The 17,052-nt window shown below is 59.7% G+C and carries 12 protein-coding genes; 3 read left to right on the forward strand and 9 right to left on the reverse strand.

All coding sequences use genetic code 11. From position 1 onward, the window contains the following. The first annotated feature begins 505 nt into the window (after window positions 1–505). On the forward strand, window positions 506–2,935 hold the full coding sequence (locus QQJ86_RS14115; protein ID WP_284321595.1) for a protease pro-enzyme activation domain-containing protein: 2,430 nt from the start codon (window positions 506–508) through the stop codon (window positions 2,933–2,935). A gap of 135 nt (window positions 2,936–3,070) precedes the next feature. Here the strand turns inward: QQJ86_RS14115 and QQJ86_RS14120 are convergent, their stop codons facing one another. The 9 genes from QQJ86_RS14120 to QQJ86_RS14160 all read right to left on the reverse strand — a co-directional run bounded on the left by QQJ86_RS14120 (window position 3,071) and on the right by QQJ86_RS14160 (window position 14,780). Next, window positions 3,071–4,384, reverse strand: coding sequence for a carbohydrate porin (locus QQJ86_RS14120; RefSeq protein ID WP_284321596.1), 1,314 nt, complete (start codon window positions 4,382–4,384; stop codon window positions 3,071–3,073). A gap of 282 nt (window positions 4,385–4,666) precedes the next feature. Beyond that, the gene (locus tag QQJ86_RS14125; protein WP_284321597.1) at window positions 4,667–6,190 is read right to left on the reverse strand and encodes a CoA-acylating methylmalonate-semialdehyde dehydrogenase; all 1,524 of its coding nucleotides are present in this window, start codon (window positions 6,188–6,190) and stop codon (window positions 4,667–4,669) included. 24 nt (window positions 6,191–6,214) lie between these two features. Then, window positions 6,215–7,012: a 5-deoxy-glucuronate isomerase gene (gene iolB / locus QQJ86_RS14130; protein WP_284321598.1), complete on the reverse strand. Its 798-nt coding sequence runs from the start codon at window positions 7,010–7,012 to the stop codon at window positions 6,215–6,217. Continuing rightward, window positions 7,009–7,926 (reverse strand): myo-inosose-2 dehydratase, encoded by a 918-nt coding sequence (gene iolE / locus QQJ86_RS14135; RefSeq protein WP_284321599.1) that lies wholly within the window; start codon window positions 7,924–7,926, stop codon window positions 7,009–7,011. Before iolE ends, iolB begins: the two co-directional genes overlap by 4 nt. Beyond that, window positions 7,916–9,811 carry a 3D-(3,5/4)-trihydroxycyclohexane-1,2-dione acylhydrolase (decyclizing) gene (gene iolD / locus QQJ86_RS14140; RefSeq protein WP_284321600.1) on the reverse strand — a complete coding sequence of 632 codons (1,896 nt, stop codon included), beginning with the start codon at window positions 9,809–9,811 and terminating at the stop codon, window positions 7,916–7,918. The genes iolE and iolD overlap by 11 nt, the downstream gene beginning before the upstream one ends. Next, on the reverse strand, window positions 9,808–11,751 hold the full coding sequence (locus tag QQJ86_RS14145) for a bifunctional 5-dehydro-2-deoxygluconokinase/5-dehydro-2-deoxyphosphogluconate aldolase (RefSeq protein WP_284321601.1): 1,944 nt from the start codon (window positions 11,749–11,751) through the stop codon (window positions 9,808–9,810). The genes iolD and QQJ86_RS14145 overlap by 4 nt, the downstream gene beginning before the upstream one ends. Before the next feature lie 19 nt (window positions 11,752–11,770). Continuing rightward, window positions 11,771–12,568, reverse strand: a complete 798-nt coding sequence (locus tag QQJ86_RS14150) for an ATP-binding cassette domain-containing protein (protein WP_284321602.1) — start codon at window positions 12,566–12,568, stop codon at window positions 11,771–11,773. Between the two features lie 10 nt (window positions 12,569–12,578). Further along, window positions 12,579–13,724, reverse strand: a complete 1,146-nt coding sequence (locus QQJ86_RS14155; protein ID WP_284321603.1) for an ABC transporter permease — start codon at window positions 13,722–13,724, stop codon at window positions 12,579–12,581. Window positions 13,725–13,739: 15 nt separating this feature from the next. Further along, entirely contained in the window at window positions 13,740–14,780 is a 1,041-nt protein-coding gene (locus QQJ86_RS14160) for a sugar ABC transporter substrate-binding protein (RefSeq protein ID WP_284321604.1), read from the reverse strand. Window positions 14,781–14,971: 191 nt separating this feature from the next. Here QQJ86_RS14160 and QQJ86_RS14165 point away from each other — a divergent pair, with 191 nt between their 5' ends. Both QQJ86_RS14165 and iolG read left to right on the forward strand, forming a co-directional pair. Beyond that, entirely contained in the window at window positions 14,972–15,838 is an 867-nt protein-coding gene (locus QQJ86_RS14165) for a MurR/RpiR family transcriptional regulator (protein WP_284321605.1), read from the forward strand. Further along, window positions 15,831–16,838 (forward strand): inositol 2-dehydrogenase, encoded by a 1,008-nt coding sequence (gene iolG, locus QQJ86_RS14170; RefSeq protein ID WP_284321606.1) that lies wholly within the window; start codon window positions 15,831–15,833, stop codon window positions 16,836–16,838. The genes QQJ86_RS14165 and iolG overlap by 8 nt, the downstream gene beginning before the upstream one ends. The last annotated feature ends 214 nt before the right edge of the window (window positions 16,839–17,052 follow it).

The following is a 17,052-nucleotide window of genomic DNA, read 5'->3' on the forward strand; positions in this document are numbered from 1 at the left end:
GAATCGATGTGCTGGGAAGATTTTGCACGCACAGTCCGGCGGAAGGAGTGCAATGCAGAGCCTGCTTGTCGGCTCCGATAGAGGTTTCTTTGATAGCCGCGCAATGAAACGCAGATGTCCTCAGGCGAAGCAGGCGAGTTCAAACGATAGAGAAAGCATATCGAGTATGGTGAATTTCGCGTATGCACGCTTTCTGCGATGCAGTTCCACCTCGTCTGCTTGACGCTGAATTTTTCGCTCGATACTTTCGAAAACATTCGCTGCATGGAATGAGCGGCGAATGATTCCGTAGCGATGCGGGCTTTCTTGGGGATGCATCGCTTGAGCGCTGCAATCGGCACTGCCCGCAACGGGAGCGCAGGGGGAGCAGCAGCACGCCGGTGCTCGGGGATCGCAAGCGCAGCATTGTTCCAACGGCGTCGCGTATGAGCGCGACATTCACTGTCATGAGGTACGCGCGACCTCAGAAGGTTCGCTCGTGCTCAACAATCCTGGGGAGTGAGATATGTTTAGCCGTTTTCGTCACAAGGCCATGCTTGTTGCATTGGGTCTGGTTGCGGTCAACGCTGTTTACGTGCAGGCGAAGCCACTACCGGACGCAGGCAACATCGCAGCGGCGAGCACTGCCGCCATGGTCAACCTCCATCCCGCCGTCAGCTTGCGTAGCACCGATCGCGTTGTGGGGGCTTTGGAGTTTTCGCATCCGATGCACGCGGTGGTTACGCTGAAACTGCGTAACGAGCAGCAACTCGACAGCTACATTGCAAAGCCCGGCTTCAAGCCACTGACCTCCGAGCAATTCAATGCGCAATACGCACCCACGGCGGAGCAGGCGCAAGCAGTGGCCGATTACCTGACCAAGGCCGGCTTTACCAATGTAAAGATCGCACCCAATCGTGCGTTGGTGGAGGCCGACGGGCACGCGGATAGCGCGCAGGCCGCCTTCAATACCACCTTCGTGCATGTGAAAACACAAGAAGGCCGGGATGCCTTTGCCAATAACAGCCCCGTACAGATTCCCAGCAATCTGCAAGGTATCGTCAAATCGGTGCTAGGCATGCAGAACGTGCACATGGCACATGTGTTTGCGAAGCGGCTCAATCCCAACGTCGTGCACGGCAATAACGTACATCCGCTGGCGTCGGGCTCGGCGGTTGGACACGCACCCTCCGATTTCCCAGCGGACTACGGCGCCAGCGGTATGGCAAACGTAACGTCCGTAGCAGTCGGTTCGGTGTCTTCGGGCAGCATGAGCAATATCACAAGCGATCTGGCTGCAACGTATCCGAGCGTCGCGGTGACGTACAAAGGCAGCACCAGTGGCACCAGCACCAGCGGCGATGGCGAATGGGATCTGGATAGCCAGGACATCATCGCGTTCACCGGTGTGTCGAAGTACTACTTCTACGTCGCTACTGATCTGACCGATGCCAGTCTGCAAACCGACTACAACCTGGTCGTTTCGGACAATCTTCTCAAGGCCATCGACGTCTCGCTTGGCGAGTGTGAAACCTCTGCGCAGTCGAGCGGTGCTGCCGCCTCGAACGACACCACCTTCAAGCAGGCGGTCGCGCAGGGCCAGACATTCTTCGTTTCGTCGGGCGACTCCGGCGCGGATGAATGCGGCAACGGCGGCGTCACACCAAGCTGGCCGGCCAGTTCGGCCTATGTCACCGCGGTGGGCGGTACCGAGCTGTTCACAAGCCCGAATACCACCTGGCAGAACGAAACAGTGTGGAATGAGCTCGCCTCGAACGAAGGCGCGACCGGCGGCAGCCCTAGCACGTTCGAGCCGATTCCGAGCTGGCAGCAGGGCGTGGCCGGCATCACCAACCAAACGTATCGTGGCGTGCCCGACATTGCCTTCGACGCCGATCCGAACAGCGGCGCGCTGGTCTACGTGGACGGCCAGGCTAACCAGCAAATCGGCGGCACCAGCCTTGCCGCTCCGCTGGCGGTAGGTATGTGGGCGCATGTGTTGCAAGCCAACGGCACCAGCCTGGGCTTTGCGGCACCGGTGCTTTACAAGGTTGCGCAGTCGTCATCGAGCAACTACGCCGCTGCGTTCCACGATGTGACCTCGGGCAACAACAGTGGCGAAACCGCCGGCACCGGTTGGGACTACACCACTGGCTGGGGTAGCGTGAACGTCAGCCAGTTCAGCAGCCTGGCGGGTGGTGGATCGTCGGGCGGCGGCAGCCCTGTTGCCAGCTTCACGGACAGCGTGAGCGGTCTGACGGCGACTTTCACCAACACGTCCACGGATAGCGGCGGCACCATCAACGCATACTCCTGGACCTTTGGTGATGGCGGCACGTCGACCACGGCCAGCCCCAGCCATACCTATACCGCGGCTGGTACCTACACCGTAACGCTGAAGGTGACCGATAACACCGGTGCCAGCAACAGCAGCAGCCAGTCGGTAACGGTAAGCAGCGGCGGTGGTGGCTCCGTGCAGGTGATCGCCAATCCGGACTTCACCAACGGCACGTCATGGACGGCGAGCTCGGGCGTACTCTGCAGCAGCCAAAGCAGCAGTGCCGACTACTGCACGGGCGAGAGTCCGTACACCGGCAATTGGTTCATGTGGCTGGATGGCTATAGCGTCGCGCATACGGATACCTTGTCGCAGTCCGTGACCATTCCGTCCGGACATACGACGGCGACGTTGACCTATCAGTTGCACATCGATACTTCGCAGACCTCATCGTCGGCCATCGATACATTGAAGGTGCAGGCGATCAGCGGCAGTACCACCACCACGCTTGCCACGTATTCCAACCTCAATGCCAATTCGGGATACGCGTCCCATTCGGTGAACGTCAGCTCGCTGATCGGCAAGACCTTCACCTTGAAGTTCACGGGTACGCAGAAAGGGACCAACGGCAACGAAACCTCATTCGTGGTGGGTGAGGTCAAGTTGAACGCGCAGTAAGTGCTTAAAGGGGCGTGCAAGGATGCACGTTGTGGGCGGGCAGGGCTGTCGTAACGGCAGCCCTGCTATAAGAGCCTGCTCCATATCTCTCAGCGGCTATGCGAACCACGCTTAGATATCGAACAGATTCTTACGTCAGAACGCAATGCTGGTCTTCAGGCCAAGCACGAATGCGTTACGGTTTTGCGTGACGCCACCAGGGTTGACCACGTATTGCAGATTCGGTCGTACGCTGAGCGAAGGAATGCGCTGCCAGTCGTAGAACACTTCGGTGGCGAGTTCGTAAGTGTCCGCCACAGGCGTCGGCGCATCGGGATGAAGTACGTTATATAGCCGTGCATAGCGAACCAGCTCGTTGCTGCCGCGCGTGGTACCTATGGCAACACCGATCCTATCTTTGGCCCGATTGAACGGGCCATTGAACATCGCGCCCAGCGCGAACTGCCGATCAACCGGTGACGTGCTGCTGTCTGCCATGGTGGCGTTGAAGAACAGGCTAAGACCCTTCCCACCCGCTTCGCCGGTGACCTGCTGCTGCAACGAAACGTAGCCACCGTGGCGCGCGCTTTCCTGCAAGGGGGCTTCGCCTGTGAGCGCAATCGGCTGGTTATTCACGTCGTAATAGAGATGTTCGCCACCGGCATTGTTGTACCAGCCGCCGAGCTTGTAGCTGCCTGGCAGGCCATTGATGGCTGGCGTCCAGCCGAATTCGAGTGGCAATAGGACACCGGTGGTGCCGCCAGGGAAGCTGAGTTTCCAGCCATTGCTGCGCGCCCAGGTGTTGTCGACATAGCGCGGATTGAGCTGATACGCGCCCAGCTTCACGTAGGTCTGGTCGGTGGTGTTCCACTTCAGCGTAGTGGTCCATTGACTCACCGGCCAGTTGATCCAGTAGTCACCCACGATATTGCCGGGTTGGGAACCGCAAAAGGTGAGGTTTTGGAAGTCGCAGTTGAGGCTGTCGAAATCGGTACCGACCGGCAGTCGGCCCGCGCGCCATTCAAGTTTGTCGTCGAAGAATTTCTGCGTGAGCGCAAAAATGGTCAGATGCCAGGTCTGGCCGCGGCCATACACCTCCTGCACCTGCTGGTAAACGCCAAGGCCGGCATCATCACTGAGATTGCGGCCGTTGCGATTAGTGACGACAAGTTGGAATTCACCCCCTTGCCAACCCCACAGCTTGTTCAGATCGAGTGTGCTGCCGAACGACCATTGATCGGAGTAGCGCGTGATCTGCTTTTTGCCGCCACTGAAGTTGTGCGCGGCTTCGCCCGTGTAACCAAAATCGAAGGTGATGCCTCGTTCGGCGAGACGTGTGCGTTCACCGTTCCAGTCACCGAACAGATACGGCGAATCATTCGTGGCGAAAGCGGGTGCGGCGGCAAATCCAAGCAGGGCGGTGAGAATACGGACAGCAGATGCTGTCTTCGAACGATGCGGCATTTCCATTGCGGACTCCAGCAGAAATGATGGGGACGACTTAGGTCTTGGAGTTCCCATTTTTCCGAGGGCTTTGGTGCAATGCTTTCAGACATATACGAAAAAGGCGCTATGCGTGGTGTAAGCACATGCCTACCGAACTCACACTGATTCGTCGCCCCGGCGAAGGCCGGGGCCCAGTGCCTTTTGGTGATACGTAAGTCGCTGGGTCCCGGCCTTCGCCGGGACGACGAAGCGTGATCATCGACGCGATTTGGATGGATGCAGTTACGGCACCACCGAAGCACACATTCAATGCGTCGGCATCGCAAACTCCGGCCCGCGGCTGCCTTCACTAACCAACCAGCGCTGCGTCACAGCTTTCTGCCGCGTATAAAAGCGCACGGCTTCAGGGCCATGGGCGTGATGATCGCCGAACAGGCTCTTCTTCCAACCACCGAAACTGTGAAACGCCATCGGCACGGGAATCGGCACGTTGATGCCGATCATGCCCACCTGCACACGATGCGCGAATTCGCGCGCCACCTGGCCGTCGCGCGTGAAGATGGCGGTGCCGTTGCCGTATTCATGCTCGTTGACCAGCTTGAGCGCGTTGGCAAAATCCGGTGCGCGCACCACGCATAGCACGGGACCGAAGATTTCTTCCTTGTAGATGCGCATGTCCGGCGTGACGCGGTCGAACAGCGAGCCGCCAAGGAAGAAGCCTTGCTCGCAACCGGCGACGCGGTGACCGCGGCCATCGACGACCAGTTTTGCGCCGGCCGTGATGCCGTCTTCAATGTAGGCGGTGATCTTGTCCCGATGCTGCGCAGTAATGACTGGCCCCATATCCACTTGCGCATTCATGCCATCGCCGATGCGCAGCGCGTGCACCTTTGGCGCGAGCTTCGCCATCAGCGCATCTGCTGTGGCATCACCCACAGCGACGGCGACGGAAATAGCCATGCAGCGTTCGCCTGCCGCGCCATAACCGGCACCAATCAACGCGTCCGCAGCTTTCTCGATATCGGCATCGGGCATCACGATCATGTGATTCTTTGCGCCGCCCAGTGCCTGCACGCGCTTGCCGTTCGCGGTGCCGCGCGAGTAGATGTATTGGGCGATCGGCGTAGAGCCGACAAAACTCATGGCGCGCACGTTGGGATGATCCAGCAGCGCATCCACCGCCACCTTGTCACCCTGCACGACATTGAAAACGCCGTTGGGGAGGCCTGCTTCCTTCAGCAACTCGGCCAGCATAAGCGACACGGAAGGATCGCGTTCCGAAGGCTTGAGTACAAACGTATTGCCGCAAGCGATGGCCATCGGGAACATCCACATGGGCACCATTGCCGGAAAGTTGAATGGCGTGATGCCCGCGCACACACCCAGCGGTTGGCGCATGGTCCATGCGTCGATGTCATTGGCGATCTGCTCGGTGTATTCGCCCTTCAATAATTCGGGAATGCCACAGGCGTACTCGACTACCTCCAGTCCGCGTACCACTTCGCCCTTGGCATCAGAAAATACCTTGCCGTGCTCGCGTGTGATCACGGCGGCAAGTTTGTCCATGTCGCGTTCGATCAGTTCCTTGAAGCGGAACATCACGCGTGCGCGCTTCAGTGGCGGCGTTTGCGACCAATCATGGAATGCCGCTTCGGCTGCTTGCACCGCAGCGTGGACGTCGGCGGGCGTGGCCATGGCCACCGCGCCGATCACCGCGCCAGTCGCAGGGTTGTAAGACGGCAGGCTGCTACCGCTACCGTTGTGAAGTTGGCCGTTGATGTAATGGCCGATGGCGTGCAGCGCGGTGTGTTCGGAAGGTTGTGCAGACATGAGGTAGTCCTCTTTGATTCCATCTCAGCGCGGCATTAGCCAGTCGTGCGCCGGGTCGTTCTTGAAATGCCACTCGCGATGCGGGCCTGCCATCACATTGAGGTAGTAGCCGCGGTAGCCATGCGGCATCACCACCGGGTGATAGCCGCGCGGCACCATCACGACGTCGTGATCGCAGACAGCCATGGATTCATCCAGGTCGCGTTCGTCGGTATACACGCGCTGGAAGGCGAAGCCCTGGGGTGGGTCGATACGGTGGTAATAGGTTTCCTCCAGTGAGCTTTCCACTGGCAGGTTATCGGTATCGTGCTTGTGCGGTGGATAGCTGGAGGAGTGCGCGGACGGTGTCACCACTTCCACTACCAATAGCGATTCCGCAGGCTCCGTTTCCGGAAGGATGTCGCACACGTAGCGCGTGTTGGTACCTTTACCGCGGACTGAACGTTTCATGCTCGTGCCGGGAATCAAACGTACCGAATGCTCTCCCTTCGCGGGAGCGGTCGCTAAGGCCAGTTCCACTGCATCGTGTGCTGTGACATCAAACGACGCCCAGGGTGGCGCGTACACGGCATCTGGCGAACGTTCGTCGAACACGCTGGCGCGGCCACCAAGATTGTCGAACGATTCGCTGCCTACGTGGATATTCGCGCGGCCGGTAAGTACCACTAAGCAGCCTTCGCGATCCTTGGGCAAGATGATGCGAATGCTTTCACCCGGCGAAAGCCGGAAGGCTTCGAAGCCGACGTGTTTCCAGCCGGCGGATTCAGGCGTCACCTTTACAATTTCTCGCCCTTTCGAACGTCCTTTGACTAGCAGGCTCATGCGACCTCCCGCAGCGACGCATCGTCGACCAATGCGCGCAACGTGCGATAGCCCTTGCTGGCGCAGGCGTAGCTTGGCGCTACTGCAGGATCCTGCTCAGCTTCCACCACCAGCCAGCCCCGATAGCCATGCGCTCGCAGCGTGGCGACGATAGGGCCAAATTCGATTCCGCCATCGCCGGGGACGGTAAACACGCCGTTCAACACGGCATCGAGAAAGCTCCATTGCCGATTGCGCGCATGGCGCACGATGGCTGGCCGCACATCCTTGCAGTGCACGTGACACACGCGGCGGATGTGCTTGGTGAGGATGGTCAATGGATCGCCGCCGCCGAAATAAGCGTGACCGCTATCGAACAGCAGGCCAACGTCGTCACCGGTGTAGGCCAGCAAGCGATCGATATCGTCCGGTGCTTCGACGTAAGCACCCATGTGGTGGTGATAAGCCAGCCGAACACCGTGGTTCAGCAGGTGCTTGCCGAATGCGGTGAGCCGCTCACCGTAGCGTTTGAACGCATCCTCGTTGCGGAAGCGCGGCCGCTTGTAGAGCGGTGCAGAGCGGTCGCCCTGGATCGAGCCAGCTATTTCGCCGTAGACCATCACTTTGCAGCCATTCTCGGCAAGCAGATGCAGATGTGATTCAACCGCGGCGATTTCTTGCTGCACGGAGCACTCGACAAGGCGACCCGAATACCAGCCGGAAACGACGTCTAACCCATAACCCGCCATCAGTTCGCGCAGCGCGGCGGGCTCGCGCGGAAACTTGTTGCCCAGTTCGAAACCCTGGTAGCCGATCTCGCGACCTTCGGTAAGCGCTGTGTAAAGCGATGTTTCGCCACCTAGCGAAGGGAGATCGTCATTGCTCCAGCTGATCGGGTTGATGCCGATCTTTACATTGAACGTATCAGTTGCCATGGGGCTTGCCTGGTGCTGAATGGGGTCGCTGGTTTTCTTTGGCGAGTTCGTAATCATGTCGTGCAGCTCGCACGGATTCGCGCTCAGACACCTCGGGTACCGCCACTTCCCACCAGCAGCCGCCGGCTTCGGTAGTACGGCGATGATCGGTGTCTATCGCTATGAGATACGTGCGTTTGGACGCGCGCGCACGCGCAAGCGCCTGTTCGAGTTCGGCAATGCTGTGCACGTGTTCGGCTTCCGCGCCCATGGCGCGGGCATGTGCGGCGAAATCGATGGAAGGAACACCATCGGGGCCATGCAGACAATCGTCGAGCATGTTGTTGAACGGCGCACCTCCGCATGCCTGCTGCAGGCGGTTGATGCAGCCAAAGCCACGGTTATCCTGCACGATCACGATGAGCTTTTGACCCAGCATGACGGAAGTGGCAATTTCCGAGTTGAGCATCAGATAGCTGCCATCGCCCAGCATCACGATTACTTCGCGATCGGGTTTAGCCATCTTCACGCCCAGGCCACCGGCAATCTCATAGCCCATGCAGGAATAGCCGTACTCCATGTGGTAGCCGCCGGGCGTTTCGGTGCGCCACAGCTTTTCCAACTCCGCAGGAAGTGTGCCTGCGGCGCACACCACAATGTCGTCGCGCATGGACTCGGCGTGCGAGCGCTGCACGGCGCCGATGATTTCGCCATCGTACGGTAACGTGCCTGTGGGTAGTTCCCGTTGCGAGGTGATGTCGTCGACGATGCCGCGCCACTCCTTCGCAAGCCGCTCGGCGCGCACGCGCCATACCTGGTCGGCATGCCATGTGCCGAGTTCGCGGGATAGCGCATCGAGGCCAAGCCGGGCATCAGCCAGCACTTGGACGTCGCCACCTTTCAGCGCGTCGTAACCGTTGACGTTGAGCGTGATGATACGTGCGTGGTGGTAGAGCGCGTTGGAGCCCGTGGTGAAATCCTGCAGGCGTGTGCCCACGGCCAGCACCACGTCGGCATCAGCCAGAAGGCCATTGGCTGCAGTCGAACCGCACACACCTGCGGGACCCAGTTGCAAAGGATGATTCCAGGCCAGAGTACCCTTACCGGCCTGCGTTTCGGCTACTGGTACGCCATGGGTTTCGGCGAAGCTGCGCAACGCATCGCTCGCCTTTGCGTACAGCGCGCCGCCGCCGACCACCAGCACCGGATGCTTCGCATGGCGCAACGCTTCGGTTGCTGCGGCGACGTCTTCCTGCACAGGCGGCAAACGACGGAAGGTATGCACGCGCTCGGCGAAGAAGCTTTCCGGCCAGTCGTAGGCTTCGGTCTGCACGTCTTGCGGCAGCGCGAGCGTAACAGGCCCGCACAACGCAGCGTCGGTAAGCATGTGCATAGCGCGAGGCAGGGCAGTGAGCAACTGTTCCGGCTTCACGATGCGATCGAAATAACGTGATACCGGACGGAAGCAATCGTTGACGCTGACGGTTCCGTCGCCAAAATCTTCGATTTGCTGCAGAACCGGATCGGGTGCGCGCGACACGAAGATGTCGCCTGGCAACAGCAGCACAGGCAAACGGTTGACGTGTGCCAGTGCAGCTGAGGTGAGCAGGTTGGTGGCGCCGGGGCCGATCGACGTGGTCACCGCCATCATGCGCCGGCGCATGTGCGCTTTCGCATAAGCAATGGCGGCATTCGCCATCGCTTGCTCGTTGTGCGCACGATACGTGGGCAATTGCTGGCGATGCTGATAAAGCGCTTCGCCCAGCCCGGCGACATTGCCGTGGCCGAAGATAGCGAATACGCCGCCGAACATCGGCAGCAGTTCGCCGCTGTCCTCATCGCGCACTTTTTGTGCAGTGAGGTAGCGTACCAACGCCTGCGACATGGTGAGCCGCACGGTACTCATGCGGCCACTCCCGTCGTGGTGCTGCCGCGACGTGACTGCTGCCACAGCGCGACCAGTTTCGCGAACTGCTGTGCAGCGCGGTCAATCAACGTGTTGTCATCGATCTCGTTGCGAAGCCAGGCGTCGGAAGGCTCCAGGAACAGGCTGCGACCCACAGCAAAGCCTCTGCAGCTTGTGCTGTGCGCGGCCGCCGCAAAGCCTTCTGCCAGCTCGGCGAATGGTGCGTTGAGACCCAGCAGCACCACGCCGCGGCAGTAGGGGTCGCGCTCGGCGATCAGTGCGTCGATGGCTTTCCAGTCATTCGCAGACAACGGCTTCAGCTTCCACCATTCCGGGCGAATACCAAGGTTGTAGATGCGTTTCATCGCGCGCAGCACGCGTTCGCCCTGCGTATCGCTGACGATTGGGTTTGCGGGGGGAATCACCTCCAGCAGCAATTCGTGGCCGCTTTGTTTTACGGCGTCATGCAACGTACGCAGTTGTGTTTCCTGTTCAAGGCGCGATTCAGCACTGCCATCCGGATCGAACTGCACCAGACACTTCACGATGTGTTCGCGCGGCCACTGCACGAGTTGACTACCGATTGAGCGGCCGTATTCGAATTCCAGCGGGTTGGAACCGGGTGTTTCTACGGGGCGACCGATCCACCAGCCACGTCCTGTTGCTGCGTTGAGTGCGTCCTGGCCATAGCGCTGATCGATCAGTACACCTACTCGATGTGCAAGGCCCAGTTCGCATTCAACTTTTGCCACCGCCTCGACAAGCAACTGCTTCAGGCGCGGAAGACGCGATTCATCCGCACCACACTCGCACGCCAGGTCGTAGAACTGGCTGCGATGGTCGAAGGCGAAGATATGCAGATCATCCCAAGTCGGTCGCGCCACGCTGACGCGATGCAGATGCGCCAGTTCTTCGTCCTGGTCAGGACGTTGCAGGCGATCCGCGTGAGCGAGGAAGTACTCAAGCTCCGCGCGGCTTGGCATGGCCGGCGCGCAACCGTGGCGTGATACCACGATGGCGCCGCATGCATTCGCGTAGGCACAACTTTGTTCGATGCTCTCGTTGCGCAGCCAGCCGTACAGAAAGCCAGCCATAAAGGCATCGCCAGCACCCAGTACATTGAGCACTTCCACGCGTGTGCCGTGGTACGTGGGCGCTTTATCCATGCTGCCGGGAATCGCGCTTTCAATCACGCTGCAACCCAGCGCACCGCGTTTCACTAGGAGCGTGGCTTTGGTCACTGTGCGTACGGCGTGCAGGGCCGTGATCAGATCACTGCTGCCACCGGCGATATGGAATTCCTCTTCGGTACCGACGACCAGATCGAAGTGCGGCAGTATGGCTTGCAAATGGGTTGTTACACCCGTGTCGGCGATGAAGCGTGTTTCGCCATCGCCGCGCCCGGTGAGGCCCCACAGCACGGGCCGGTAATCGATATCCAGCACGGTGCGCACGCCGTGCTTTCGCGCAAACGCCAACGCCATGCTGCTCGCGGCATGCACGCGCGACGTGGAGAAGTGGGTGCCGGTAATCGCCAGCGCGCGGCTGGATGCGATGAAGGCTTCGTCGACGTCGGCCTCGTCGATGGCCATGTCCGCACAGTTTTCGCGATAGAAGATCAACGGGAAGGTGTCGCGATCCTTGATGCCAAGCAGTACCAACGCGGTAAGCTGTTCATGATCAATGCTTACGTGGCTGACATCACAACCTTCGTGAGCGAGCGTTTCGAGCAGGAAGCGGCCCATGTGATCGTCGCCAACACGACTGAGCATGGCGGTGCGCAGGCCAAGACGCGTAGCGCCAAAGGCGGCATTGGCCGAAGAGCCCCCGAGATATTTGGCGAAGCTGGAGGCATCTTCCAGGCGCGCGCCGGGTTGCTGCGCGTAAAGGTCCACGGCGAGGCGGCCGAGACAGATGAGGTCGTAAGTGCGTTCGTTCATCGTCATGCTCGTGGCTTGTTCATGCTGCAGCGCGTCCTTCCAGTTCGGCGACGAGGCTCTGGATCTCTGCGCCGCCGGCCATCATGTCCAGCAGTTTTTCCTTGCTGAGCTCATCCTTCGTGAACGTGCCCATGGATTGACCGCGATTGAGCAGGGTGAAGCTGTCGCCGATCGGATAAGCGTGATGCACGTTGTGCGTGATGAAGATCACCGAGATACCGCGTGCACGCGCGGTATGGATAAGCTTGAGCACATTGCAGCTTTGCTTCACGCCGAGTGCGGCGGTGGGTTCGTCCAGAATCAGCACTTTCGCGCCAAAATGGATCGCACGCGCGATCGCCAGGCATTGGCGCTCACCACCGGACATGGTGCCGACCGCCTGATGCGGCGAGCGAACGTGAATGCCCATCTCTGCCAATTTTTCTTCAGAAACCCGTGCGGCATGCTCGATATCCATCACGGGAATCAGGCCGAACAATTTGCGCATGGGTTCGCGTCCGGCAAAGAAGTTGCGTGCCACGCTCATCAGCGGCACCAATGCCAGATCCTGGTACACCGTGGCGATGCCGTGATCCAGTGCTTCGCGCGGTGACTTGAAGTGCACCTCCTGGCCTTCCACCAGATAGTGGCCGCTACTGGGTTCGTGCACGCCTGCCAGCGTCTTGATCAGCGTGGATTTGCCTGCGCCGTTGTCGCCAAGCAGGCAGTGCACTTCGCCGCGACGCAGACGCAGCGTGACGTCTTGCAACGCAATCACCGTGCCGAAGAACTTGCTGACGTTCTCCAATCGAATGATGTAATCGTCGTTGCCGGTCATGGCGATACCCTCATTTGCTGCGGGTCGCGTGCAAGCGCACGTAGTGGTTGAACAGCACCGCGAGCAACAGCATGGCGCCGAGAAACACGCGGTACCAATCCGAATCGAACGTGGTGTAGGAAATGCCGATCTGCACGACGCCGAAGATCAACGCGCCGAAGCAGGAGCCGAGCACGGAACCGTAGCCGCCCGTGAGCAGCGCGCCACCGATGACGGCCGCGATGATGGCCTCGAATTCCTTTTGCAAGCCGCGATCTGCCGCAGCGGAGCCAACGTCGGCCACCTGCAGCACGCCGAACAGGCAAGCGCAGAATGCGGTGAAGACGAACAGGCTGATCTTCACGCGACGCACAGGGACACCCACGTTTTGAGCTGCTGCCGCATCGCCGCCGACGGTGAAGATCCAGTTGCCGAAGCGCGTGCGAGAAAGCACGAATCCAGCGCCCATGGCCATCACCAGCCACCACAGCAATACTTTCGGAATGCCGGCGACGATGGGCTCTCCATCAGGCAGCTTGTCGATGAGGCCAATCTGCGCCAGCCATGTAAACAAGCCGTGCAGCGTGCTGCCTTGAAAGAGCGTGCTCACTACGGGATCGCTGCTTACTTTGTCACCCACGCCGCTGACAATAGTGCTGTTGGAAAAATACGTGGACAGCACCAGGGTCAAGCCGCGCAGGATGAACATGAAGGCCAGCGTGACGATGAAGCTGGGTAGCTTGGTACGCATGACCAGATAACCGTTCAGCCAGCCCAGCGCCATGCAGCCGGCGAAAGCGAACAGCACCGATAGCCACATCGGCCAATGCATGAACATCGACGGTACCGCCATCATCATGCCGGCGAAGCCGATCATCGAACCGATGGAGAGGTCGAATTCCCCCGCGATCATCAACAGGCATGCGCCCACCGCGATAACGCCGAGATAGGCGGCAACCTGAGCCCAGTTCATCACGCCGTCGAGATGAAACATGCCCGAGTCGCCGGCAAAGATGCCGAACAACGCAAATACCAGCACCGTGCCAGCGATGGAGCCAAATTCCGGGCGGCTGATGAAGCCGCGCCAGGGCGAGAGGCGTCGTACGCGCTCATCGGTTTGCACGGCTGCCTTGCTCTCCGGTGTAGTTGCCTGCATGGGGGAAGTCGTCGCGCTCATGAAGCATCTCCGTCATCAACGGTACTGGCCCGCGTATTTAGCGACCGTATCGACGTTGTCCTTGGTGACGAAAGCAGGGCCCGAGCTGACCCCATCCTTGGTGTAGACCGGATCAAGACCGTAATCCTTCAGGCGTGCCTGGAACTTCGGATTGGCCTTCAGCGTGGTGATGATGGCGGCGGCATCGCGCGTGTTGTCCCCGTGCGCGATCACCAACGCAGCGATCGACATATAGCCCTGCAAATACGGCTGCTGATCGATCGCAAAGTTAATGTAACCCTTGCGAATGCCGTCGATGATCACGCTGGAAAGATCAAAGGTGGCAAAATAGACCTTGCCGGCCAAACCCATCCGCTGCAATGCCTGCAAGCTGGGTTCTGCTGAGTTGGGACCCAGAGCCAGGATGGCCTGCGTGCCTGGATTGTTGCGCAGATATGCGCTCACCTTGCTCGCCACGACGGTCGGATCCACGCCGGAATCGATCATCGACTTGCGCGCGTCGACGCCGAGTGCATCCGCAAAACCCTTGCAACGCTCAAAGGATGCGGCGTTGGTGGAATAGTGATTGACGCATACGAACGATTTGACACCCGCCACCTTGGCGCGTTCGCCTGCTTCCTTACCTGCTTCGTATTCCGGCTGGCCGATATGCATGATCGCGCCGAGCTTCTGGCTTTCCTGTGCGGTGCCGGAATTGATGGTGATCAAGGGAATGCGCTTGGCGGTAACGTGCATCGCAGGCTTGGACAGTACGTCGAAATCGGCGATGTCGAAGGCGACGCCATCATAGTTGCGTGCAGCGGCCTGCTCGACCAAGCGCGCCATATCGGCCAGGTCGCCGTTGGGTGGATTGCGATAATCGACCTGTACGCCGAAATCATCGGCTGCCTGCTTGATAGCGTTCTTCACCGTGTTCCACCACACGTCCGAGTCGGCCGCGTGGCTGATCAGCACGTACCGTTCGCTCGCTTGTGGCCCGCTGGCTGCCAATGCGTGAGTCGCCGTGGCGGCAGTCAGCACACCGGCCAGCAAAGTCGAGATCCATCGCGTACGCATAGCATCTCCAGGTTTTTACGACCGGCGCAGCGCGTCAGCCGGAAAGGAACATGCGCCGAGGGCTGGCGCCGGTTGCCGAGCATAGGAACGCCGTTTCCCGTATTGCAACTTGCATTGCACAATAAAAAAATATGGAAATAATTTTCCATGCGGCGCTACGATGGAGCTCAGACATCCATCGGACGGCCTGCATGGGCACACTGAGCGCAGTCGACGAGCTGCTGCAGCGCATAGCGAGCGAATTCGAAACCCTGCCGCGACAACTGCAGAACGTGGCCAGCTATCTGGAGAAGCAGCGGGCCAACATCATGGTCCAGCGCATCAACGAAATCGCGTCGGGCTGCGATGTGCACCCGTCGGCGGTGGTGCGTTTTGCGCAGCGTTTCGGCTATTCCGGTTTCAGCGAGATGCAGGCGGTGTTCCGCCACGACTACACCGAAGGTGTGACAACCGCGCGCAGTTATCAGCAGCGCATCCGCAAGGTGATCGCTGAGGGCGATGGCAACCTGCCTACATCGCACATGGCGTTGCGCTTTATTGATGCCAGCCGCGTGGGACTCGATGAGTTGGCCAAATCGTTGGATGCGGAGCAGTTCGAGGCAGCTGTCGACCTGCTGGTGAAGGCCGAGAACATTTACGTGGTAGCCGTGCGCCGCACCTTCAGCATCGCCAGCTATATCGTCTACGCGCTGCAGCACACGCATAAGCGTGTGCATCTGGTGAGCGGTCTGGGCGGCATGTATCGCGAGCAGATCCGCAGCATCGGCAAGAACGACGTGCTGATTGCCATCAGCTATCCGCCTTATGGCAAGGAAACGCTGTACTGCAGCCGCATCGCACATCAGCACAAGGCGAAGGTCTTGGCGATCACCGATAGCGCGCTGGGTGCGTTGGGGCGTGAGGCGCACATTACCTTGCTGGTGAATGAAGGCAGCGCGTTCGCATTTCGCGCGCTCACCAGCACCATTTGCCTATGCCAGGCGCTGTTTGTCGCGCTGGCTTACAAGCTTGAGTTGAAAGTCGAAGAGACCATTCATCCCGGAGAATACGATGATTGATAAAAGCTGCATCGGCGTCGCGCTGTTTGGCGCCGGACGTATCGGCAACATCCATGCCGCCAATCTCGTCCGGCACCCACGCGCGCAATTGCGCTATGTGGTGGACGTGCATCAGCCCTCTGCCGAGGCACTGGCGGGGAAACACGGCGCTAAGGTTGCGACGGTGGAGCAGGTGCTAGCCGATCCAGCTATCGGTGCGGTGGTGATTGGTTCGAGCACCGATACGCATGCCGATCTGATCATGCGCGCTGCGGCAGCAGGCAAAGCCATCTTCTGTGAAAAGCCGGTGGATCTGGACGTGCAGCGAGCACGGTTCTGCGCGGAGGCCGTGAGGAAAGCAGGCGTTATCTGCATGATCGGTTTTCAGCGTCGTTTCGATCCTACGTTTGCAGCGCTCAAACAGCGGTTGGACGCAGGCGAGATCGGTACACCGGAAGTATTGATCGTGACCAGCCGCGATCCCGCGCCGCCGCCGGCCGCATACATCGCGCACTCGGGCGGTGTGTTCAAGGACATGCTGATTCACGACTTCGATATCTTCCGTTGGATTCTCGGCGGTGAAGCAGTCAGCGTGCATGCCACTGGCGGCTGCCCGAACATGCCGGACGTCGCTGCAGCAGGCGATATTTCGCACGCGGCTGTCACGTTGCGTACGCGCGATGGTGCGCTATGCCAGATCAACACTTCGCGTCGTGCTGCGTACGGCTACGATCAACGTTTTGAGGTGCTCGGCAGCAAGGGTCTATTGCAGGCCGGTAATGTGCGTCCTACGGAAGTCGTCGTATGGAACGATAACGTCATCAGTAGCGACAAGCCGGAAGCATTTTTCCTGGAGCGCTATCGCTCGGCCTATGCGCTGGAGATTGAGCATTTCTTTGACGCAGTGGTAAACGGCACATCGGTGCGTACCACCATCGAGGATGGCATCAAGGCATTGGAGCTTGCTGAGGTGGCTACGCAGTCGTGGCGTGAGGGCAGGGCTATCGAGTGTTCGATTTAGGTTCGATGCGCCGACCTGGTTAGTGTCGAATCTTAGAAATGCTGATTGTTTTGAATTCGTCGTCCCGGCGAAGGCCGGGACCCAGTGACTTTCAACCTCAAGTCGCTAGGCCCCGGCTTTCGCTGGGGCGACGAGTGGAATGAGGCTCGTCGCTAGTCAATGCGTAGGGTCGGGTGCAAATCCCAACATTGGGATCCACACGTGCATGAAATGT

Source organism: Dyella acidisoli (genome assembly GCF_030160295.1).
GTDB classification, from domain to species: Bacteria; Pseudomonadota; Gammaproteobacteria; order Xanthomonadales; family Rhodanobacteraceae; genus Dyella_B; species Dyella_B acidisoli.

Excerpts from the sequence above, each read along its gene's own strand:
- QQJ86_RS14125 (WP_284321597.1), bottom strand. The coding sequence starts at position 6,190 with ATGTCTGCACAACCTTCCGAACACACCGCGCTGCACGCCATCGGCCAT.
- QQJ86_RS14155 (WP_284321603.1), bottom strand. The coding sequence starts at position 13,724 with ATGAGCGCGACGACTTCCCCCATGCAGGCAACTACACCGGAGAGCAAG.
- iolB (WP_284321598.1), bottom strand. The coding sequence starts at position 7,012 with ATGAGCCTGCTAGTCAAAGGACGTTCGAAAGGGCGAGAAATTGTAAAG.
- QQJ86_RS14165 (WP_284321605.1), top strand. The coding sequence starts at position 14,972 with ATGGGCACACTGAGCGCAGTCGACGAGCTGCTGCAGCGCATAGCGAGC.
- QQJ86_RS14150 (WP_284321602.1), bottom strand. The coding sequence starts at position 12,568 with ATGACCGGCAACGACGATTACATCATTCGATTGGAGAACGTCAGCAAG.
- QQJ86_RS14115 (WP_284321595.1), top strand. The coding sequence starts at position 506 with ATGTTTAGCCGTTTTCGTCACAAGGCCATGCTTGTTGCATTGGGTCTG.
- QQJ86_RS14160 (WP_284321604.1), bottom strand. The coding sequence starts at position 14,780 with ATGCGTACGCGATGGATCTCGACTTTGCTGGCCGGTGTGCTGACTGCC.
- iolG (WP_284321606.1), top strand. The coding sequence starts at position 15,831 with ATGATTGATAAAAGCTGCATCGGCGTCGCGCTGTTTGGCGCCGGACGT.
- iolE (WP_284321599.1), bottom strand. The coding sequence starts at position 7,926 with ATGGCAACTGATACGTTCAATGTAAAGATCGGCATCAACCCGATCAGC.
- QQJ86_RS14145 (WP_284321601.1), bottom strand. The coding sequence starts at position 11,751 with ATGAACGAACGCACTTACGACCTCATCTGTCTCGGCCGCCTCGCCGTG.
- iolD (WP_284321600.1), bottom strand. The coding sequence starts at position 9,811 with ATGAGTACCGTGCGGCTCACCATGTCGCAGGCGTTGGTACGCTACCTC.
- QQJ86_RS14120 (WP_284321596.1), bottom strand. The coding sequence starts at position 4,384 with ATGGAAATGCCGCATCGTTCGAAGACAGCATCTGCTGTCCGTATTCTC.